The following is a 21,655-nucleotide window of genomic DNA, read 5'->3' as shown; positions in this document are numbered from 1 at the left end:
AATACGGAGTTTTATCCCTGAAAAAATTTTTTTGAGGGGATATAATGCTGAAGTTTATTTTTTCTTTTATAGTATTTATACATGGGTTTATACATCTTTTAGGTTTCTTAAAAGAGTGGAAGATTTCCGAGGTCAAAGAGCTGACGGGGAAAACCCTTTTCCCCATGACGGCAGCAATGGCTAAAGCAGCAGGGCTGCTCTGGTTATTAACATGCATTTTATTTGCCGCAGCTGCAATTTCTTACCTTATGAAGCAGGGCTGGTGGTGGATTCCCGCATCAGTTGCGCTTATCGTTTCACAGGCACTTATTATCACCTACTGGCACGATGCAAAGTTCGGCACCATAGCAAACGTAATCATTCTTGTAATGTGCGTAATAGGCTACGGCGACTGGAGCTTCAGCAGGATGGTTAATAGTGAACTGCCGTCATTTGTCTCCCAGAGCCCCGTTAAATCTGAAGTTATAAAAGACAGTGACATTTCAGGGCTTCCTCCCGCAGTGCAGAAGTGGCTGAGGCGTTCAAACGTGATAGGTAAAGACATGGTTAAGACCGTGCGCTTAAAGCAGACCGGGCAGATGCGTACAAGTCCCGAAGGAAGCTGGTGGGCATTTAAGGCCGAGCAGTATTTTACCGTAGACAGGCCGGCCTTCCTGTGGAAAGTGGACGTAAAAGCAAATCCGTTTCTTTACATGACGGGGCGCGACATGTATCATAACGGCCGGGGGCAGATGATGATAAAAGTGATGTCGCTTGTGCCGGTAGTGGATGTAAAGGGCAAGGACATAGATCAGGGAGCGATGCTGAGGTTTTTAGCAGAGGGCACCTGGTTCCCGGCGTTTGCATTAAGCAGTTATTTAAGGTGGGAAGAGGTGGATTCATTAAGTGCAAGGGCAACGATGACCTATGGGGGTATTGAAGCCTCGGGTGTATACAGGTTTAACTCAGATGGTGACCTGGTAAGTTTTGAAGCTATGCGTTATTACTTCCGCAAGGAAGGCTCCACGCTTGAGAAGTGGTATATAGAGATAGACAAGGACGGATACAAAGAATTCGGCGGAATGAGGATTCCGGCCAAAAGCAGTGTAACGTGGAAGCTGAAAGACGGCGATTACAAGTGGCTGAATGTGGAAGTGACGGAGATGGGATTCAATAAATGAGGAAAAGGTCCGACATGAGGAAAAGGTCCGACATGAGGAAAAGGTCCGACGTCCGACGTCCGACGTCCGACGGAAAGAGCCATTAAAGACAAGTCATCCATCCGGGATTCTGCAATTGCGTTATGCTAAATGCTCTGTTAATATTCTGCTTTGGGGCAGGGAGCGGTCCCTGCCCGCGGTGTTCGAGTTCAATATATTTCTTCTGCTTTTAGAACTGCCTTTAGCTCATCTTTTTGTTCTTCCTGCGCCCAGGCTTTGGGGGTGGAGATGAGATAGTAGGCTGCGAGATATAAAAGTCCTGCTATGATGAGTGAAACGGTGAAGCCGCAGGATATGGCTATTAGTATTATGAGAGCTGAACCTAATACGGATGCGGCACCGTTTATGGCAAAACCCCAGTCTATGAGCTCTTTTACCCTTAGGGTTCCCTTCGGGAACGGGATGCCCATGAAAAATCCCAATGGGGCAATCATTACTGATGAAATAACTATCCTTGCAAACATTGAAAAGTCACCCATCAGATAAAACATCCTGCTGAATAAAATTATGTCAAGCACGATCCACACAATAATTCCGGTAAACGCGGTTTTTGCCTGAATTTTTTCTGCAAATCGGCTTCCTATTCCAGACATCAACAGCAGGGTTAGTAATATCGTTACTACGCTGTAGGAAGACGGGCCTATATACATTGTGTACTGCTGCATCAGTATTACTTCCAGTATCATAAACGCCATGCCGATTGAGAAGAAGTACAGCCACGGATAGGGCCTCAGCCTGGGTCCTTTTGTAAAATACGGAACGCAGTTAAGTGGAATAATAATTAATAATATTACGGCAATTATTATTACGATCATCAGTTTTGACAATGGGAAACCTTTGAAGTCGTAGGGCGTAATCTTATCCAGTTTGGACAGTGAGAAATTGCGCCAGAGGCCCAACTGGGCTGTAAAGGGACGGTTATCGGTGCATGGGGATATGTCAATCCCCGCTTTCTGTGAAGCCTCTTTCCACCCCTTGTTTACAATTACGTCTATCAGGTTTCCTTTTAAGGAATCCGCAGCCGGGTGCATTACGACCCTGAAGTTTTCCATTTCGGGTTTTGTGCGGCCGAATGCAAGGTCAATTATTTCAGGCGTAAGGGGCTGCTTTGAAATCAGCATCATCATGCGCTTCATTTTAGGAACGTCGTAGACCGCGAAGTGGCGCTCAGGATTTTCAACTTTCATTTCTTTTAAGGCTTCCATGAGTTCACCCGTAAGTCGAGGGATGTAGAACTGGTGGTCCATCATCATAAAGCCGTCTTCAGACATGGCGTTCCAGTAGTCCTTAAATGCATCGGTTGTAAAAAGGTAATTTTCAGCTAGAGCGAATGCGCCCGAAGTAAGCGCCGCAAAAGTGTTTGAGCTGAAAGAATAAATGAGGTCGAATTTGTTATGGAAGCGCCTGATGTACGTCCTGGCGTCCTCGGTAACAACTTTTACTCTGGGGTCCCTGTAAATGTAGCCCGAGAATTTTGCAAGCCCGCCGTCTTTCATGAGGTAATTGATCTCGGGGTTGACCTCAACGGCGTGGATTTCTGTGGCCCCGGCCTGAAGCGCCTGAAGGACGTCCACTCCCCCGCCTGAACCCAGTGAAACAAAGCGGCAGTGGTCAAATCTGTTTATGAGGTAGCTTACGTCAAGCGCAAACTGGAACTTCATGGAGTCGGGGCGGTTCCAGTTGCCGTCAAATCTTGTTGTGAATGTGTACGCGGCGTTATCAATATTCATTCCGATCAGGTCTTTATCGTACTGAAAAGCTTTTATCTTCGACATGGCATCCCAGTGCTTATAGATAATAGCGCCCTTATATTTGTCCGTTCCTTTGGCGTCCAGCATCTTTTCGGAATTTACAGAGAGTATAATCATTGCCAGAGCAAGGAAAGCCGGGAGGAGTTTCATCCATCTGCGGCTATAAAGGAAAGAGGCAATAATAAGGGGAAGCGGAATAAGGAACGTTGTTACGGGAGTGCCGTACCAGTTCATAAGGGTAATTGAAAGCACCACTCCCATGGCCGCGCCTATAAGGTCAGTCATATAAAGCCTGGGCATATCGGAATAGTTATTCCTGAAGAGTTTGGAAAGCGCGATGCCGCCTATTAAAAATGACGAGCTTAAAAGAAGAACTGTTGCAAGCAGTTTCAGGAGCATCAGGGGGCTTGAGAAAAGCCGCGTAAAGTCGAGGTTAAGAAGGAATACCAGCGGAGGTCCTGCAAGAGCCATTAAGGCTGAGAGGGAGAGGAGCATTCCCAGGTTATCCTTTTCATTTAATTTAGGGAAGAGGCGGAGTGTAAGTCCCCCTAGTCCAAGTCCCATTATTGCGAGTGAAAGAATAAGGAAAGCGAAGGTATAGAAGAATTCGGCCGAGAAAATGCGCGTCCATGAAAGCTCGAGGGCGATCATGGAGAAAGACAGCAGTGCCACGGCGGCATATTGAATTTTTTTCATAATTATTCCCCAAGGTTTTTATCTGTCATTTTGACGCATGGGAGGGAGGAATGGGAGTACCGTTCATCAGGGAATAACGCCGATAATCAAATAATGGGCGAGCCGCCGCTCGCCCCCACAAAAATTTAGAATATTAAAGTCTTATTACGCCGAAGATCTGGTAGGCGAAGACGTAGAGAGTTACCAGGACGGCAAGCCAGCCGGCGATGTCGAGCATGAAGCCCGCCTTTATCATGTCACGCACTTTTAAGTAGCCCGATCCGTACACAATTGCATTGGGCGGTGTGGCAACGGGAAGCATGAAGCCTAAGGATGCCGCAAGTGCGGCGCCGACTGCAAGTGCCACGACGTCGTTACCCATATTCCTGGCTATTGAGATTACCACGGGGAGCATCATTGAGGCAACTGCGGTGTTTGAAGTTACTTCAGAAAGAAAATCTATCATTACAACCATAAATATCAGCATCAAAAGCGTTGAAGGCATTCCGGCAAAGGATATAAATGAAGACGCAAGGTATCCGGCAAGTCCCGTTCTGAACATGCCGTCGGAAAGCGCAATGCCGCCTCCGAATAAAAGCAATACTCCCCATTCCACGCTCTGCGAATCCTTCCAGTCGAGAATGAAAGTGTGTTTTTTCACGTCGGACGGAATAATAAAAAGGAGGAATGCCGCAAAGAGAGCTATTACGTATTCGTCAAACCATGAAAGCCTGTCCGAAAGCCAGGAAGGAAGTATATATGGCCAGAAGGGGCTTGAGATCCAGAGGAATACTGCAAGGAGGAAGACTCCTGCAATTATTTTTTCTTCTTTTGAAACGGGTCCCAGTTCCGCCTTAAACTTAAGCAGGAGTTCTTTACCTCCTTTAATTGTTTTGATTTCGGGAGGAAATATTTTCATCAGTATGAGCCATGCAAGAGGCGTCATGATCATTACGCAGGGGACGCCGAACTTCATCCAGTCCACAAAGCTAATCTTAGCATATCCGGAGGCCGAGAGTACAGAAAGGCAGATCCCGTTTGGGGGCGTACCGATAACGGTTCCGATTCCGCCGATTGATGCCGAATATGCAATGCCCAGCATGAGGGCTTTTCCCATATTTGAGCTTCCGGCTTCAAGTCCTACGAGTCCCAGTATACCGAGTCCCAGAGGCAGGAACATTGCGGCAGTTGCAGTATTTGATATCCACATTGAAATAAAGGCAGAGACAGACATAATGCCCAGGACAACGAGTCTGGGTTTATTTGCCAGGTTGCCGCGCGTGAGGATATATAAAGTCAGGCGGCGGTCGAGGTTCCACTTATGGAGCGCCGCGGCGATAAGGAATCCCCCGAGGAAAAGGAATATAACGGGGTTGGCGTAGTTTATGAATGTATTCTTAGCGTCAAAATTATATATCTTTCCGCCGAAGACCCCGGTTACGTGAAAAAGCGGGAATATTACTCCCGGCAAAAGTGCAGTAACGGGGATCGGGAGTGCCTCGGTTATCCACCAGCAGATCATTATAGCGAGTGTGGCAAGGACGGTTTTGGTGCCGAAGGCGGCTTCCATAACCTGAGGAGAGGAGGCGTTCATTTTAAGGGAGTCTGCCGCCATCTGTATAAATACTCCGGGCACGGGCAGAATCATTATTATCACGAACAGTACAAGTCCAAGTGCAAAGCCGATCTTACGGCTTTTAAGTTCAAGAGATTCCCCCATACGGCAGCTCCGGAATTGTGGTATGAACTGTAACGGAACGGATTTAATACCGAAAAATAGGAATCTTTAAGTAAAAAACAAGTTCGACGTGAAGGGAGGTCCGACGTCCGACGTCCGACGTCCGACGGGAAGAAGGTCCGACGGGAAGAGGGTCTGATGTACGACGTCGGAGACGCCGAAGGCGTTTGACCTTGAATTTCTTGAAAATATGGAGTATTTAAATATAACTCTGCCTTGGGCAGGATTTTATAATAATAAATGGAGGAGATGAATATGGGATTGATGGATGATATCAAAGGCGCGGCAGGCGGAATGCTGGGAAACCTGGGCGGACAGAATTCAGGCATAACAAATGCTCTTCTGCAGATGTTTACGCATAATGAACATGGCGGAATCCAGGGAATGATTCAGTCGTTCCAGCAGAAGGGACTTGGAGGTGCTATACAATCGTGGATAGGCAAAGGTGAAAACCAGCCTGTATCCAAAGAACAGATCAGAGAGGGTATGGGAGAGGAAAGGATACAGAACCTGGCTACAAAGACGGGACAGTCGCCCGACACGGTTGCATCAAAACTGCAGGAAGTACTGCCGAACGTTGTTGACAAACTGACACCCGACGGCAATGTGCCACAGCAAAGTACGCTCCAGCAGGGAATTAACTTCATAAAAGAAAAACTGTAAGAGATGATATAAGAATGGGCAGATTGTGAAATCCGCCCATTCTTATATTATTATGATTTATTACTTCACGAGAAGAAGTTTCCTGGCTGAAGTAAACTTTCCTGCCTGTATCCTATAGATGTAGATTCCGCTTGTAAGCTTTGAGGCGTCAAATTCCACCTCGTAATTTCCAGCCCCCTTTTCCTGGCTGACAAGAGAAGCTATTTCACTTCCAAGGACGTCATAAACCTTAAGCGTCACGAATGCCCTTTCGGGAAGGCTGTAGCGTATCTTTGTTGAAGGGTTAAATGGATTAGGATAATTCTGTTCAAGGGAATAGTTATCCGGTATACCATGCCTCAGTTTCTCTTCAACTCCTGTTGTTTTATCGTAAGGGGCAAGAAAAGCGCTAAGGTTTTTGCGGACGGTTACGTATGCTTTTCCTCCGGAGGTATATTCGGTTGAATTTTCGGTTTCCGAATATTTTATGGCGTAACCGCTGTCGGAACGGCTTACATGAGTTCCAGGTGTGGAAGAGAAGGAAAAGTCGACGGCGCCACCCCCCTCGCCATCTCCCGCGTAAGGCCGCCAGCCAAGGTCACCTCCTTCAGGAGGGATGCCAAAAAGTTTTCCGTTGTAGCTTGCCTTGCCGGGATATCCAATATCAAGAGTAAAGGATTCCGTAGAGTCGTTGAAATCGAGGAACAGGCTGATTTCCTTTGTTATTGATGCGTTTCCGGAAACCCTGTCGTTTCTTACATCAGCCGTATTGAGCTTTCCCGTGATATATTCAAATGATTTTGAGGTTGAAAATTCCGAATAGTTTCCGCTTCCGTTTACAGACAAAGGGTGCCTGACAGCATTGTCATAATTAAAGAATGCCGATGAATCGGAAATATTTTCAAGTATAGCGGAAACATGGCCGCCGGCAAATGAAGAAGACTGTTCGCTGCTTCTGCCTGCAAAGTACTCGTTGCTCCAGGATGTATCACACTGATAGGTTCTGGACTCTGAGAACTGAGCATTGAATTTCCAGTATTTTACGGGAGGCTGTTTTACATTGATGAGTTCAGTCCCTATGAACATAGCGGGCCTTCCGGAGGGTTTTTCATGGACATAATAAGCGTGAAGGATGCCGGTAGTCTGCTGGCTGCCGGTGGTAAACTTTACCTTGGCAGTTCCGCTTTCATCTGTAACAACCGATTTCACTTCAAATTTTCCGCCCGTAGAGGCGTCCAGGGGGTTTCCCTCGTAGTCGTTTCCTTCAAATAGGATCTCCCTGTTCTTAAGGGGCACGCCATCGCAGTCGATCATTTTAATTTCAACGTCGATAGTTTCATTTACATCAGGGTCTTTTTTTGAAGGTTTTATTTCTATTTCAGGCTTCGAGCCGGATGCCGATATATCCCGGATAGCCACTTTAGTATCTGAATTTCTTTTCTCCAATTCAAAATTCCTTATAATTGAAAGGAGGGGGGATATTTTTTCAGCCAGGCCTATGCCCACACTTTGAATTGGAGCAGATTCGGCAGATAAAGTAAAGGGAAGTCTTCCTGAGGCTACAACTTCCCTGCTCCATGCAGCCTCCAAAGATATCATTGCCGTATAGCTGCCATTTGAGCCTGTGACCTCACCCGTCAGAATATAGTCGGCGCTTTCCACAGCTCCCGCCGGGGGAAGATTAGAGTATTCGGGACCGAATCGGAGTGTATCGCCCTGGAGATCGGATGCATTTACCATTGCACCATCGAGGAAAGAAATGCAGCTTCCGTAGGGGTATTGATCTTTTACAGAGCCGCGGGCGTAGGGGCCCACAAAAAAGAGTTTGAGGTACTGCATAATTGCATCAGCTTCCGAAGGCCTGGGGACATTTATGGCAAAATCGTAAAGAGCGACCCTGGGGCGCGAGCACTCGCCGCACTCCTGTGCCATGGAGCTGTTAAGATTAAAAATAAAAATGAACAAAAAGGACAAGGAGAAAGAGTAATGTGTTCTGAAAGAGAAGGATTTCATAAGACTCCTGCGGGTAAGTGTCGGATTTTTGTATTCTGAAAACTAAGGCACACGGGAAACAATTGCAAACGGAAACTTTTGCGTGTTTTGGGGATGATAAATGCATTAAGGGAGGAGGATCAGGAGAAAATATTAATTAAGATAAGTACACACCATGCAGAATTTTTAAGAATGGGCAGATTGTGAAGTCCGCCCATTCTTATATTATTATGTTTTTTACTTCACGAGAAGAAGCTTCCTGGCTGAAGTAAACTTTCCTGCCTGTATCCTATAGATGTAGATTCCGCTAGTAAGCTTTGAGGCGTCAAATTCCACCTCATAATTTCCAGCCCCTTTTTCCTGGCTGACAAGAGAGGCTATTTCACTTCCAAGGACGTCATAAACCTTAAGCGTCACGAATGCCCTTTCGGGAAGGCTGTAGCGTATCTTTGTTGAAGGGTTAAATGGATTAGGATAATTCTGTTCAAGGGAATAGTTATCCGGTATACCATACCTCAGTTTCTCTTCAACTCCTGTTGTTTTGTCGTAAGGCGTAATTGTCGCGGTAAGATTCTGCTTTACCGACCTGTGTGCGCCATCGCTGTCATCGGTGGTTTCAGTCTTAGACCAGCTTACAGAGTAACCGCTGTCGGAACGGCTGACATAGACTCCCGGGGCGCTGTCAAAACCTAAGGCTGCCACGTCCCCTCTTTCGAAGGGTCCGCCGTAATCCCACCATCTAACGCTGCCTCCAACGGGAGGACTTCCGTAGTGTCTGGCGGTTGTGAACCCCTTGCCGGAAAATCCAACCGTGAGCCCGAAGTATTCAGTGGTGTCATTAAAATCCATTGTAAGGCTGATATCTTTATCAATTATTGCATCAGCGCTTACATTATCGCTTCTGACGTCGGCAACGTCAAGGGTTCCCAGAGCGTACTCAAAGGATTTTGAATTATAGATTTCAGAGAAGTTTCCGCCTCCGCTGAGTGCGATGGGAGAATGGACCTCATGGTAAAAGCTGAAATGTCCCGCCGCATCTGACATATTATCCAAAATAGCCGTCACGTGTCCGCTTGCCTCTGCCGAGCTCCTGTCGCTGCTTTTGCCCGATATGCCGTAGAAGTCCCACGTGGAATCCCTTTCATAAGTCCTTGTTTCCGTAAAGCTCACGCTGATTTTCCAGAATTCAACCGGGGGCTGTTTAATATTAATTACGGCCGAGCCCATAAACATGGCAGGTTTGCCGGTAGGTTTTTCATGGACGTAGTATGCATAAAGCACGCCGGTGCCTTTTTCGCCTCCGGCCTTAAACTTTGCTTTAGCTATTCCATTTTCGTCGGTTGTAGCCGAGGTGGTTTCGAACTCTCCGCCCGTTGAGGCCTCAAGGGGATTGCCTTCATAGTCGGTGCCTGTAAATTTAATTTCCCTGTTCTTAAGGGGCACGCCGTCGCAGTCGATCATTTTGATTTCGACGTCGATGGTTTCATTTATATCGACCTCTTTTTTAGAAGGTTTTATTTCCATTTCAGGGATGGACGTTTTTGTCCACTTATCCCTTATAGCCACTTTAGTATCGGTATTTCTTTTTCTCAGTTCAAAGTCGCGTATTGTCTTAAGGAGGGGCGAAATTCCTTCAGCGAGTTTAACTGCAGCCTTATCAATCGGGTCCTGGCCGTCGGAGCTGACATCGGTAAAGGCCACAGTAGCCGAAGCCACAACTTCTCTGCTCCATGCAGCTTCAAAGGAAATGGTTGCCGTATAATTTCCCATTGAGCCGTTAACCTCACCGGTTAAGATATAGTCGGCGCTTTCAAAAGTACCCGCGGGGGGGAGGTTTGTAGTTTCAGGGCCGAAGCGGAGGGTATCCCCCTGATATTCCGTTGCATTTATCATCGCCCCGTCGAGCCAGGTAATGCAGCTTCCGTAGGGGTAAGGTTCTCTTACATGGCCGCGTGCAAAAGGGCCCACAAAAAAGAGTTTCAGCCAATTCTGTATAGCCTTTGTCTCAGTCGGCCTTGGAATTTTTATGGCAAAGTCGTAAAGAGCAACTCTTGGGTTAGAGCAGTCGCCGCATTCCTGCGCCGAAAGGCTGTTAAAATTAAAGATTAAAAGTAAGATGAGCAAAACGGACAAAGAAGAATACCGGTATCTGCACAGAGGGAACGGGGTCATAATACTCCTGCTGATTTTTGTTTTTGTAAAACTAAGTACGCCGGGAAACAATTGCAAACGGAAACTTTTAGTTCGTTTTTGTGATAAAAATGAACAGGAACGAATATTAATTCATATAAATAATCCCCATTATGGGGAATTTTTTAGTATCTTTACTTCGTAATTAATTTCTTTGGCAGGTTTTTGATCTCTACTTATTCTTCGTACGGTATTTCTTCTATTCTCCTTTAAGTTAAGACATTCCTGGCTATGAATTTACACGTCACATTCATTCGCAAAGTATAATACATATGATTAATTCCGAGCATAAGTTTCATATACCCGTTCTGGGTGTGGGTTTTTCAGTGGATACACCTGTAAAGGTGTCAAAATACGGCATTTCATCGGTTATTTCGCTGGTAGATGACACGCTGATGGAAAAGCTGCGCAGGCATTATTCCGAGAAGATGAACAAGCCGTACGAGCCGATTTCCTCAAAGGATTACGATTCCAGGGCTTCGAGGATAACGGCATACCTGAATATGATGAACAGGATAGTAAAGGAGCAGTTTGAGGCTTTAAGGAATTCTGCATTTTCCAAAGGAAGCGAAATAAGCAAATACTTTGAAATGCTGCCCGACTTCTCCTCACTCAAGATGAAGTACAATGAGATGCTGTCCTCCAGGGACGAATGTGTGATAAAGAAGCTGCAGGCATGGCTGAGGGAAAATATATGTCCCGGCTCAATTGACGTAAACATTATGAGCAAGCTGGATAACGGCAGATACACTGCAGAGGGGCAGGCGCTTCCGATGGAATTTAATGATGCGCACGCGGCATTAAGGGGATTTGCGCAAAGCGAGCTTGAGAGTGCAATCATTTTCTCTGCCGGTATGAATCCAAAGCTTTACAGTTATCTGGAGAATTTTGAAGATTTCTACCCCGCAGGTGACGGGCGCATGAAGAAAAAAATTATAATTAAGGTAAGCGATTTCCGTTCGGCTTTAATTCAGGGGAAGTTCCTGGCCAAAAAGGGGCTGTGGATTTCGGAATACAGGATTGAATCGGGACTTAACTGCGGCGGTCACGCATTTGCCTCCGACGGGCAGCTCATGGGTCCCATACTCGGTGAGTTCAAAGACAAAAGGGATGAGCTTTTCCGTTCCGTGCGTGAGATCTATCTTGAGGCGTTAAAGAAGAAGAACATTACGCTTGACCCCTCGGCGCTTGAAATAGACGTTACCGTGCAGGGCGGCGTCGGGAAGTCGGAGGAGCAGAATTTTCTTTTGAGGTATTTCGAGGTTAAGTCTGTCGGCTGGGGAAGCCCGTTTCTGCTTGTGCCTGAGGTAATGAATGTTGACGAGAATACGCTTCAGAAATTAAGTCAGGCCGGTGAAGAAGATCTTTACTTAAGCGGCATTTCGCCACTTGGTGTGCCGTTTAACAGTGTGAGAAACAATGGGAAAGAGTTAGAGAGGATGGAAAGGGTTAAAAGCGGAAAAGCCGGGAGCGCATGCCCGAAGAAATTCCTGCAGTCGAGCAAAGAGTTTTCAGACAGGCCTTTATGCACCGCCTCAATAACATTCATGAACAAGAAGATGAAGAGCCTTAAGGAGATGGGGCTAAGTGAGGAAGAGTACAAAAAGGAATTTGACAAGGCAGCCGAAAAGACGTGTCTTTGCGAAGGGCTTGGGGCATCGGCATTAATTGTAAACGGAATTGAGACTCCGAAGCAGAGTCAGGCCGTGGCAGTATGCCCGGGGCCAAATCTTGCATATTTTTCGAAGGTCACGGGTCTGAAGGAGATGGTGGATCACATTTACGGAAGGATCAACCTTATAACGCATCCCTCAAGGCCGAACATGTTTGTTAAGGAGCTGTCGCTTTACGTGGATTATTTCTTTAAGAAAGCCTCAGAAAGCCTGAAGCCTTATCCGCAGCAGACGGAAACATTTCTCAAGACGTTCAGGACGAATCTTCTGGAAGGGATAAAGTATTATAAGGGGATGATCCCGGATATAACAGAAGAGACAGAAAAGGTAAGACAAAAGATGCGCGAAGAGATAGAGAAGTTTGAAGCAAAGCTTTTGGGGTTTGGGATATAGTTTCTACATTGATCAGAAAAAGAGCCTCGGAGAGGCGAATTGTTTGTAGAAAGTATATCAATAAAAAATAATTCAGAGCTTCGGAGGAGCGACTTGTATATGAGGTATCCACGTTAATCTTCAAGTTACATGTCGCCCTTCCAGGGCTCTGGGTGTTTTTAGGTTGTTCTTTGCTACAGACAATTCGCCTCTCCGAGGCTCTGTAATTTGTCTTTTCCAGATGCTCAGCTTTCCTTAACCTTTATGCCATTATGGGAACCTCAGGCCTGAAAAACTAAAATGAATATGAAAGAATAATCCCCGAGTAATCGCCGCCTGCGATGGGGAGGAAGCGGAATTTAACGTCTTCATTATTGTGTTCCATTACATTCCTGTAGTATGTGCCTACGCTTGCGCCTATTGTATATGTCATCATGCTTGCCGCAACGGCATCTGAAAACCAGTGCATTGTTCCTTTGTGAAACGCGCTTACGCTTGCCATGGTGTATGCCACCCAGCCGTAAGTTAAGTATTTAAGCCACGTTTTCTCGGGGTAATAATTTGAAAGCGCAGATGCAACAGCCATCGCCCCGCCCACGTGTCCCGAAGGCCATCCCCTGTATATGCCGCTTCGTACAAGGCCGAAATTAAACCGGCTGCTTACGGCCTTTCTGTCGGCCGGTGAACTTGCATCGGGATGCGCTCTTCCTGTAATGCCTTTAAGGACGGATATGTAGGCCACAGTTAAAAGTCCTGACTGCAGGACTGCAAACGATGCCCCGATCATCCTGTTGTCGTTATTGTGCTTGCCCAAAAAGTAAAGCACGCCTCCTGTAGTTATGGGGAGCGTGGAGCCGAGCACCACGGCGGGAAGCGCATAATTTGCATATGAGGAATGGTCCATAAAATAGGTAGTTACGTGATAATCAACATCTGTATGGATGAGAGCATAGGTGGATGCAATGCCCGCAAGCTGCAGGAGTCCCTTATAGCCCGAAAAAGCGTTCAGGAAATTATTCCCGATATTATCGAAAGGTGAAATGTGGAGCGCTGTCTGGTTCTGCTCCTCCTGCTGGAGGGGAATCTGGAGCGAGTCTTTCTGACCTATCTCCTGCGGAAATCCCTGGATTGAAAAAACTATAATAGTTATAAATAAATATATTTTTTTCATAAGATCTTCAATTCTCTGGTCTGTGTATTAATTCATGTTAAGGAAAACGGCCGGGATGTCCAATGTAATTCGGAGGAGGCAAGGTTAATATCGTGCTTTATTTTTGTTAAAATTTTAATATTTTACAGCAGACAATAACGGTAATTTATGCTCTACTATGCTCTTAAAGTGATCATATCCTCAGTCCTGATTGTGCTTGTTTCCGAGGTATCCAAAAGGAGCACTTTCCTGGGGAGCGTATTTGCCTCGGTGCCCCTTGTTTCCATACTGGCTTTCATATGGCTTTACGTTGATACAAAGGATAAGCTGAAGGTTGCGGAACTATCGAGGGGAATTTTCTGGCTCGTAATACCTTCCTTATCGATGTTTCTGCTGCTTCCTGTACTAATGAAAAAAATGGGGTTCTACGCGGCTCTTGCGGTTTCAATTGTACTTATGGTTCTGTTTTATTTTGTAATGATCTTTTTACTGGATAAAATAGGGATTAAAATATAAGGAGGCTAAAATGCAGCGGCCATTTACAAAGGAAGCGTTTCTGAATGTGTTTGCAGAGTACAACACTAGTGTATTTCCCCTTCAGATTGTGTTTATTCTGCTGGCATTTGTTTTAATTTACCTTGCCTACAGGAATTATAAGTACTCAAATCTTTTAATCAGCCTATCTCTTGCATTCTACTGGATATGGATAGGAGTGATTTACCACATTTTGTTTTTCAGCGCCATTAACAAAGCGGCATATTTTTTCGGGGCACTCTTTATTCTGCAGGGACTTCTTTTTATTTATGCAGGAGCGATAAGAAAAGAACTTAATTATTCCACGGAAAGGAGCATGGAGGCATACTTCGGCTGGGCATTTATTGCGTATGCTCTTATAATTTATCCCATTCTGGGTATGTTGTCAGGGCACAGCTATCCCAAGGCGCCGACGTTCGGACTTCCCTGCCCCACCACAATTTTTACGTTCGGTATGTTTCTTTTTGTTAAGAACCGCTTTCCGTATTATCTGCTTATTATTCCTGTTCTGTGGAGCATTTTAGGTTTCAGCGCGGCGGTGCAGCTATCGGTTACAGAAGACTTCGGGCTTTCTTTTGCGGGGGTAATTGGACTTCTGCTTATAATTTATTACAATAAAAAAGGCCTTCACGCTGCAGTTAAGGGCTGAGGCTTTTTTGATATAACAAGAGGAATTTCATGATAGACAAAAACACGCTAATATTTGACCTGGAAAGCGCAACCGGGAGGCTTGCCGAGGCCATAGGGGATTTTCCAGTAAATGAGTTTAATAAAAGCGCCTCTATAGGAACGTGGTCGGCGGGCGACATTGCAGAGCACCTTTATATTGTAGAGAGTTTTATAAGTAAAATTATGACGGGCGCCGTGAGGGCATCGGAGCGCGACCCGCTGCAGAAAGCGCCGCTTCTTGGGACCACATTCAAGGATTTTGAAAAGAAGTTTACGGCAGGAAAAGAAATCTACCCCACAGAAGTGCCCAAGAACCGTGATGAGATTGCGCAAAAACTTGTTAACAACAGGACCACTCTCGTTAATACAATAAAAGTGCACGACATGACGGAAAGCTGTCTGGACTTTATACATCCGAAGTTCGGGGAACTGACAAGAGCCGAATGGATATATTTTATTATTTACCACGGCGACCGGCATCTTCAGCAGCTGGAGAATGTAAGGAAATTTATAGCGCTGTAGGAGTTTTAAGGCTAAAAGGAATTTCAGGGGCAGGTTTCTCTTAAAGCGTAACCTGCTCCATATCCATTTTTTCGGTTGAGCTTAAGGGGATGCAGCGTTTAAGGTTTACCTCGCTATCGCATTTCAGGTAGTCCAGCGCCTCATTCATTTTAAGTATTACAGGCATTCTGTGGTGCAGCTTTTCTATGAACTTGTTTGAAGTTGTAGTTATAAGAGATGCGTAGAGCTGCCTGTCCTTTTCCAGATAGAGCGCGGGCACAAAGAAAAATCTTTCATTGGGGAGGAATATCCTGTAAGGGACTTTCCTTGTTCCCTCTTTTTTCCATTCATAGAAGGCCGTCATGGGCACAAGGCATTTATTCTCAGAAAAAAGCCTCTGCCAGTAAGGTTTTTCCTTAATGGTTTCAATCCTTGAGTTAAAGATGAGGGGTGAGTCGTCTGAGAATTTAATTCCCCAGTTCATGGGAATAAGTTTGAGCTCGTTATCCTTTTCAATTACAGTCATAATTTTCTGTGTAGGCGCAATATTCTCTTTCGGCAGTTCTGCCTTAAGAGAGGTGCCTTTAGCCTCAAGGGCGCTGAAAAGGTCCTCTACCTGTACATTATTTTCAAATCTTCCGCACATGAAGTTAAGATAAAAAAAATCCTCATAAAAGAAAATTGATTATGAAGCGCTTTTTTTTGATCTTATAACAAAAGATTTCAGACAAAGAGAAAAATATGGACAAAGCATTATTAGTAATAGACATACAAAATGATTACTTTCCGGGCGGCCACTGCGAGCTTAAAGGGAGCATGGAAGCGGCAGAGAACGCCAGGAAGTTAATAGATTCCTTCCGCAACAGGGGTTCACATGTAATTTTCATTCAGCATTTGTCGTTAAAGCCGGGGGCGACGTACCTGCTTCCGGAGACGCTGGGAGCGGCGATACACGAATCCATTACACCTAAGCCGGGTGAGATTGTTTTCCAGAAGAATTACCCCAACAGTTTCAGGAATACGGGGCTTTTGGAATATTTATCGGAGCGGCAGTTAAGGCAGCTTTACATATGCGGGATGATGACGCACATGTGTGTGGATTCAACAACGAGGGCGGCATTTGATTACGCTTTTGACTGCACCATAGCGCACGACGCCTGCGCGACGAAGGCGTTAACCATTGGCGAGAAGACCGTCGCGGCAGAAGAGGTGCACTGGTCGTTTCTTGCGGCATTAAACGGCATGTTTGCCAAAGTGCAGAGCACGGGTGAAATTATAAGCACATTGTAGGCATTGCAGTTGGTGCCGGGGACTACTTCGCGGCACTGTCCGCCTAAGGCGGCCAAATGATGTCAGGAAATGGTTCCTGACATCATTGGAAACTTGCGTCAAATGAAATTAAAAAATACCCATCCGATAATCAGTACAAACTCTGCCGCGGCATCCAGCAAATATATCTTTGAAATTACGCCCGTAAGGGAGTAAATAATGTCTATAAGCATGAGTCCCAGTGCGCAGCCGGCAGCTACTATCACCATTTCAAAAGATATTTCTTTTCTTATGAACGCGATTATAAGAGCAAGGCCCACAACCGCAATAAGCACTCCCACGGTTTTAACGAGCCACTTATCTATTTTGGGACCTGTAACCTTCTCGAATGTTTTTATTGAGATTATGGGCCAGAGGCCCGTAATGAAATAAAACACTCCCTGCAGAAGCGACCAGTAGTATTCCATACTTATTCCCCCTTTTATTTTAATATGTTTAATTAGCCTTAAAAGAACAATGAGTGTTTGCTTAATTCAGATTTATTGCGAAAATTTGCTCTTGTCATTATTAAACTTCAACGTGGAGCAATATTAATGGTTGAGCACAGGAAGTCGGTCATTTATCTGGTTTTAACGGCTCTTTTATGGTCACTTGGCGGTGTGCTGATAAAGTGGGTTTCGTTAAGCGCGCTGGCCATTGCGGGCTTAAGGAGCCTCATTGCCTTTGCTTTCATAATGATTGCCTTCCGCCCGAAGCTTAAGATCTCGCCCGTAAAGATACTAGGCGGTTTTGCATATGCCGCAGTTGTAATACTGTTTGTCTCGGCAAACAAGCTTACGACCGCCGCCAATGCAATACTGCTTCAGTATACCGCACCCATATATGTAGCCTTACTGGGCCACTGGTTCTTAAAAGAAAAAATAACAAAGACGGACTGGATCTCAATTTTAATGGTATTCTGCGGCATGGTGCTGTTTTTTCTGGACAAGCTTTCAGCAGGCGACATGCTGGGTAACATAGTTGCAATACTTAGCGGTGTGGCGTTTGCATGGCTTGTATTACTAATGAGAAAGCAGAAAAATGAGTCGCCTCTGGATTCAGTTGTATGGGGGAATCTAATTACCGCAATCATATGCATTCCTTTTTATTTCAGTCAGGGTATAGATTCAAAAAGCTGGATCGGGCTATTGCTTTTAGGCGTAGTGCAGTTAGGCATTTCGTATGTTCTTTATGCATATGCAATAAGGCACGTAAGCGCAATTGAAGGGATACTAATTCCTGTAATTGAGCCCGTATTAAATCCCATATGGGTCCTTATATTCTTAGGTGAAACGCCGGGTTTCTGGGCAATAATAGGGGGCATAATAGTCATTGCCTCGCTTACATACAGGAGCACGGTGCAGATATGGAAAAAGCGTGCGGTTAATGTGTGACCTGATGTGAATACTTAGATTTTTTTCATGGGATGAAGCAAATAAAATGAAGGTAAATTGCGGTTCGTTTTCATAGAATTCCGGAGGAATGAATTGTCTGTAGAAAAAGCGAAGACCCCAAACATCCAATAGAGCTCCGGAGGAGCGACTTGTTTAAAGGATATAAACGTTTATTTTCCGCTTTTACAAGTCGCTCCTCCGGAGCTCTGGGGAGGGTTGGGTGGTGTCTCTTTTTCTACAGACAAGTCGCCTCTCCGAGGCTCTTTAATCCTATTTGTGATTCCTGAATCAAGTTTACACTCAAGGATTCGAATGGCGGAGAGTAAACGGAACCACATTTTATATAAATTGCCGAAACTCTTGCAAAATATTTAGATCATTTATAAAACGAAAGGGAGTTAAAATGAAGTATCTCATTCGCACTCTAATAATATTCGTAATTTTCTGCCACCAGCTGAATGCGCAGAATTCGCTTAAAATGGATGTCCTCTTTCCTAAAATGACCTATTTGGTTGATGAACCTGTGGAATTTGGTCTTACTGTTAGTAATAAAGATAAAATAACCTATAAGGGACTTAGTTACCACACTGTACTGGTTAAGGTTTTAGACAGCAAGGGCAAAGCGCTGCCTTACACCGGTTGGAATTTTGATTTCTTTTCTCCTACTACAGAGGAGCTCAAGCCGGGAGAGGAGAATTATCACATAATTTCATTAACGGGTAATTTTGGGAAACATCATCCGTATTCTGCAATGCAGTTTATTCCGGCAGGTGCATATAATCTGAAGATATACTTAAAACCACAGGGTGTAATAACAGACAGTATATCTATTCCATTTCAGGTCATTGAGCCTTCGGGTGATGAGTTAATTGTTCATAACGGGTATGTTGATGCAATTGAAAATCAATCTCCTGAAAAGCGTGTAGAGACATTAAGGCATCTTGCAGATTCTTATCCGAACAGCATTTATCTGGCGCCTGTCCTGACGTTATTAAGAATAACATGGAAAATCTCATTGGATAATGAAGAGAAAGGATTAGAGATTGCAGACGAGATGATTGAAAAATGTCCGGGATACAGGGAAATATTCTACTTTATTCCTGATAAATTTAAAACTCTAAATTCTAAATCTGAAAGATTAGAGCTGCTTAAAAGGATTCAGTCGGATAAGAAAAATATTCTTCTGCGGAAGCAGATTGAAAACTTAATTAAGGAAGAATTTTAAGGAAGCCTGGGAGAATATTTAAAAGAATCGGAGGCGGATTGCTCCGCCTCCTGTCAGCTTAGCATTCAATAAACCGGGAGATTTAGTCTGCGTTCGAAAAAATTATTTTGCTTCTGAGACTGCTTCTTTGCCTGTTGGTTCGTAGGAACGGGTTACGGTGAGCTTGCCTACAAATAATATAAGCGATATAACGCCTGCGGCAAAGATGGTGTCGCCAAATACCCTCATCCACCTTAAGGTCTGCATTACGCCTGTCTGCAGGAACTCTGAACTTCTTGCATACCAGTAGCCGTGCTCTACACTGGCCCACGTCTGCATTAGTCCAACGGGCAGAAGGCTGAATACCACCATTGAGAAGAGTCCGATGTTTATTGCCCAGAATCCGAAGCTTAAAAGCTTGCTGTCCCATTCATACCCGGGCTTTAAGGCTCTTAATGTAAAGAGCATGAGTCCCAGACCCAGCATGCCGTAAACACCGAATAGAGCCGCGTGTCCGTGGACGGGAGTTGTGTTTAAGCCCTGCATGTAGTAAAGCGCTACAGGAGGATTGATCATGAAGCCGAATAATCCGGCACCCAGCATATTCCAGAATGCCACTGCAATAAAAAAGTAGATCGGCCACTTATAGTTAATAACCCATTCCTTTGCCTTTGAGAGCTTGTAGTTTTCCCAGGCTTCGTAGCCTACGAAAAGCAGCGGCACAACTTCAAGCGCGCTGAACACTGATCCTAACGCGAGCACAAAGGTTGGTGTGCCTGAAAAGTACAGGTGATGCAGCGTTCCGATGATGCCGCCAGACAGGAATATGGTTGACGAAAGCACGGCAGCCTGCCCTGCGGTTTTGATGTTCAAAAGGCCAAGCCTTGCAAACAGGAAGGCAATTACCACGGTTGCAAACACTTCGAAGAAGCCTTCAACCCAGAGGTGAACTACCCACCATCTCCAGAACTCGGCAACGGCAAGGTTTGTGTGCTTGCCGTACATAAGAGCCGAAGCGTAGAAAAGAGCAATTGCAACCGACGAGATTAAGAAAAGTGTAAGAATTGGCTTCTGCTCGTCCTTGTTCTTAAGAGCGGGCCTGAGCGCGCGGACCATTAAGAATAGCCATAAGACAAGTCCGATGAAGAGTGCGATCTGGAAGAATCTTCCGAGATCTATATATTCATAGCCGCTGTGACCGAAGAAGAACCAGAACTTGTCGGGCATGAGGCCCATAATGCTCATCCACTCGCCTGCCATTGAGCCGAGCACAACAACAACGAGCGCGCCAAAGAGAAGGTTTACGCCAAGTCTCTGCCCTTTAGGTTCAACACCGCTTACGGCAGGACTTATATAAAGGCCCGCGGCAAGCCATGCAGTTGCAATCCAGAAGATGCCGAGCTGAGTGTGCCACGTTCTTACCACGCTGTAAGGAAGAATCTTAGCTATGTCAAATCCGTAAAATTTGTTTCCTTCAACACCGTAGTGAGCCGAAATTACGCCCATAAGGATCTGAAGGAGGAATAGTCCCGCGACAGTCCAGAAATACTTAACAACAGCCAATTGTGAAGGAGTTGCCTTTGAGCCTAAGAGAGGATCGCGGGAAGGATAGATAATTCCGGGGTGTTTCTTTTCACGTGAAGCATAGAACCAAGCCATGCCGCCGATGCCGGCAAGGAGCATGATAATGCTTACGCCGGTCCATACAACAGAATCCCCTGTAGGCTGATTATCAACAAGTTTTTCATGCGGCCAGTTGCTTGTGTATGTAATGTTGTCGCCCGGGCGGTTGGTAGAAGCGGCCCATGAGCTCCAGAAGAAGAAAGCCGAGAGTTCACGGAGCTTTACGGGATCTGTAACGGAGCCTTTCTGAATAGCGTAGCTGCCGCTGCCCTCTGAAAAAAGCGTACTGTAGTATTTTACGTTATCTTCAATTGCCCTGGCCCTGACCTCTTCGATTCTGATCTGGTTTGTTGTGGGGTCGTAGGTATTATTCCTCATCATTTTAGAAAGGCGTGCCTGAAGGAGCGACTGTTTTTCGACGTCGAGTTGTGAATATGTGGTATTATAGTCGGTTTTCGACCATTCATTAAGAATAAACATTGCTTCGCGGTGAAGCCAGTCGGCTGTCCAGTCGGGTGCCGTATAGCTTCCGTGGCCCCAAATGGAGCCGACTTCCATTCCCCCCATTGCCTGCCAGACGTTCTGCCCTTTTTCGATTGCGCCAGATTCGAATACCACCTGCCCTGTGGCGGTTACGACCCTTTCGGCAATTGGAGGCGCCTGCTGGTAGATCTTTGCTCCGACCCATCCGAGTACGGAAAAAGACACGAGTATGACGAGAGTAAAGCCCAGCCAATACTTTTTCATTGCTATTTCTCCGGTTTTAGTGTTGTTAGAATGTATTTTTAATTTCCTACAGTACTAAATTATTCACGGGTGGGCGGGCATTCCTTGACTTAAGTCAATTTTGAAATGATTTTCGGATTTTTTAGTCGGAATTAGAAGCGGTGGTTTCATGTTTGTTAAATGCGCGTTTAATATTGCGGGATTGCGGTAACAGATGTAAAACCGCTGACGCGGTTTTGTGGGGTTTTTTTTTGATATTTTTCCCAGGGTTTTGGCTCGCCTGAAGGCGAGCGGGCAAACCCTGGGCTACAGAT

At 45.4% G+C, this 21,655-nt stretch carries 17 protein-coding genes; 9 read left to right on the top strand and 8 right to left on the bottom strand.

Features of this window, described 5'->3' with window-relative positions:
• Window positions 1–44 precede the first annotated feature (44 nt).
• The gene (locus HF312_10840) at window positions 45–1,160 is read left to right on the top strand and encodes a hypothetical protein (GenBank protein ID MCU7520700.1); all 1,116 of its coding nucleotides are present in this window, start codon (window positions 45–47) and stop codon (window positions 1,158–1,160) included.
• A 188-nt stretch (window positions 1,161–1,348) separates the two neighbouring features.
• Here HF312_10840 and HF312_10835 read toward each other — a convergent pair whose 3' ends face one another.
• Together HF312_10835 and HF312_10830 are read right to left on the bottom strand one after the other, a co-directional pair.
• Window positions 1,349–3,646: a hypothetical protein gene (locus HF312_10835; protein ID MCU7520699.1), complete on the bottom strand. Its 2,298-nt coding sequence runs from the start codon at window positions 3,644–3,646 to the stop codon at window positions 1,349–1,351.
• A gap of 133 nt (window positions 3,647–3,779) precedes the next feature.
• The gene (locus HF312_10830; GenBank protein MCU7520698.1) at window positions 3,780–5,345 is read right to left on the bottom strand and encodes a DASS family sodium-coupled anion symporter; all 1,566 of its coding nucleotides are present in this window, start codon (window positions 5,343–5,345) and stop codon (window positions 3,780–3,782) included.
• A 273-nt stretch (window positions 5,346–5,618) separates the two neighbouring features.
• Here HF312_10830 and HF312_10825 point away from each other — a divergent pair, with 273 nt between their 5' ends.
• The gene (locus tag HF312_10825) at window positions 5,619–6,026 is read left to right on the top strand and encodes a DUF937 domain-containing protein (GenBank protein MCU7520697.1); all 408 of its coding nucleotides are present in this window, start codon (window positions 5,619–5,621) and stop codon (window positions 6,024–6,026) included.
• Window positions 6,027–6,086: 60 nt separating this feature from the next.
• Here the strand turns inward: HF312_10825 and HF312_10820 are convergent, their stop codons facing one another.
• Entirely contained in the window at window positions 6,087–8,018 is a 1,932-nt protein-coding gene (locus HF312_10820; GenBank protein ID MCU7520696.1) for a T9SS type A sorting domain-containing protein, read from the bottom strand.
• A gap of 216 nt (window positions 8,019–8,234) precedes the next feature.
• Window positions 8,235–9,041, bottom strand: a complete 807-nt coding sequence (locus tag HF312_10815; GenBank protein ID MCU7520695.1) for a T9SS type A sorting domain-containing protein — start codon at window positions 9,039–9,041, stop codon at window positions 8,235–8,237.
• Between the two features lie 1,418 nt (window positions 9,042–10,459).
• On the opposite strand from HF312_10815, the gene HF312_10810 reads away from it, so the two are divergent.
• A complete protein-coding gene (locus tag HF312_10810) occupies window positions 10,460–12,253 on the top strand; it encodes a hypothetical protein (protein ID MCU7520694.1) in 1,794 nt (597 codons plus the stop codon).
• Window positions 12,254–12,527: 274 nt separating this feature from the next.
• Here HF312_10810 and HF312_10805 read toward each other — a convergent pair whose 3' ends face one another.
• Window positions 12,528–13,403: a phosphatase PAP2 family protein gene (locus HF312_10805; GenBank protein MCU7520693.1), complete on the bottom strand. Its 876-nt coding sequence runs from the start codon at window positions 13,401–13,403 to the stop codon at window positions 12,528–12,530.
• Window positions 13,404–13,550: 147 nt separating this feature from the next.
• On the opposite strand from HF312_10805, the gene HF312_10800 reads away from it, so the two are divergent.
• From HF312_10800 to HF312_10790, 3 genes are read left to right on the top strand one after another with little or no spacing between them, the layout of a single operon-like run.
• Window positions 13,551–13,898 (top strand): DUF3147 family protein, encoded by a 348-nt coding sequence (locus tag HF312_10800; protein MCU7520692.1) that lies wholly within the window; start codon window positions 13,551–13,553, stop codon window positions 13,896–13,898.
• A gap of 10 nt (window positions 13,899–13,908) precedes the next feature.
• Window positions 13,909–14,565, top strand: a complete 657-nt coding sequence (locus HF312_10795; protein ID MCU7520691.1) for a hypothetical protein — start codon at window positions 13,909–13,911, stop codon at window positions 14,563–14,565.
• Window positions 14,566–14,594: 29 nt separating this feature from the next.
• On the top strand, window positions 14,595–15,107 hold the full coding sequence (locus HF312_10790; GenBank protein MCU7520690.1) for a DinB family protein: 513 nt from the start codon (window positions 14,595–14,597) through the stop codon (window positions 15,105–15,107).
• Between the two features lie 40 nt (window positions 15,108–15,147).
• Here HF312_10790 and HF312_10785 read toward each other — a convergent pair whose 3' ends face one another.
• Window positions 15,148–15,732: an SOS response-associated peptidase gene (locus tag HF312_10785; protein MCU7520689.1), complete on the bottom strand. Its 585-nt coding sequence runs from the start codon at window positions 15,730–15,732 to the stop codon at window positions 15,148–15,150.
• Between the two features lie 95 nt (window positions 15,733–15,827).
• Between HF312_10785 and HF312_10780 the strand changes: the two genes are divergently transcribed.
• Window positions 15,828–16,376: a cysteine hydrolase gene (locus HF312_10780; protein MCU7520688.1), complete on the top strand. Its 549-nt coding sequence runs from the start codon at window positions 15,828–15,830 to the stop codon at window positions 16,374–16,376.
• A gap of 98 nt (window positions 16,377–16,474) precedes the next feature.
• Here HF312_10780 and HF312_10775 read toward each other — a convergent pair whose 3' ends face one another.
• Entirely contained in the window at window positions 16,475–16,822 is a 348-nt protein-coding gene (locus HF312_10775; protein MCU7520687.1) for a hypothetical protein, read from the bottom strand.
• A 126-nt stretch (window positions 16,823–16,948) separates the two neighbouring features.
• Between HF312_10775 and HF312_10770 the strand changes: the two genes are divergently transcribed.
• A complete protein-coding gene (locus tag HF312_10770; GenBank protein MCU7520686.1) occupies window positions 16,949–17,788 on the top strand; it encodes an EamA family transporter in 840 nt (279 codons plus the stop codon).
• Between the two features lie 478 nt (window positions 17,789–18,266).
• Window positions 18,267–19,013 carry a hypothetical protein gene (locus tag HF312_10765; GenBank protein ID MCU7520685.1) on the top strand — a complete coding sequence of 249 codons (747 nt, stop codon included), beginning with the start codon at window positions 18,267–18,269 and terminating at the stop codon, window positions 19,011–19,013.
• 102 nt (window positions 19,014–19,115) lie between these two features.
• Here HF312_10765 and HF312_10760 read toward each other — a convergent pair whose 3' ends face one another.
• Window positions 19,116–21,362, bottom strand: a complete 2,247-nt coding sequence (locus HF312_10760; protein ID MCU7520684.1) for a nitric-oxide reductase large subunit — start codon at window positions 21,360–21,362, stop codon at window positions 19,116–19,118.
• Window positions 21,363–21,655 lie beyond the last annotated feature (293 nt).

The sequence above is a fragment of the Ignavibacteria bacterium genome (genome assembly GCA_025612375.1).
Classification (GTDB): domain Bacteria; phylum Bacteroidota; class Ignavibacteria; order Ignavibacteriales; family SURF-24; genus JAAXKN01.
The sequence above is the reverse complement of the archived record's forward strand: the minus strand, read 5'-3'. Positions and strand labels throughout refer to the sequence as shown.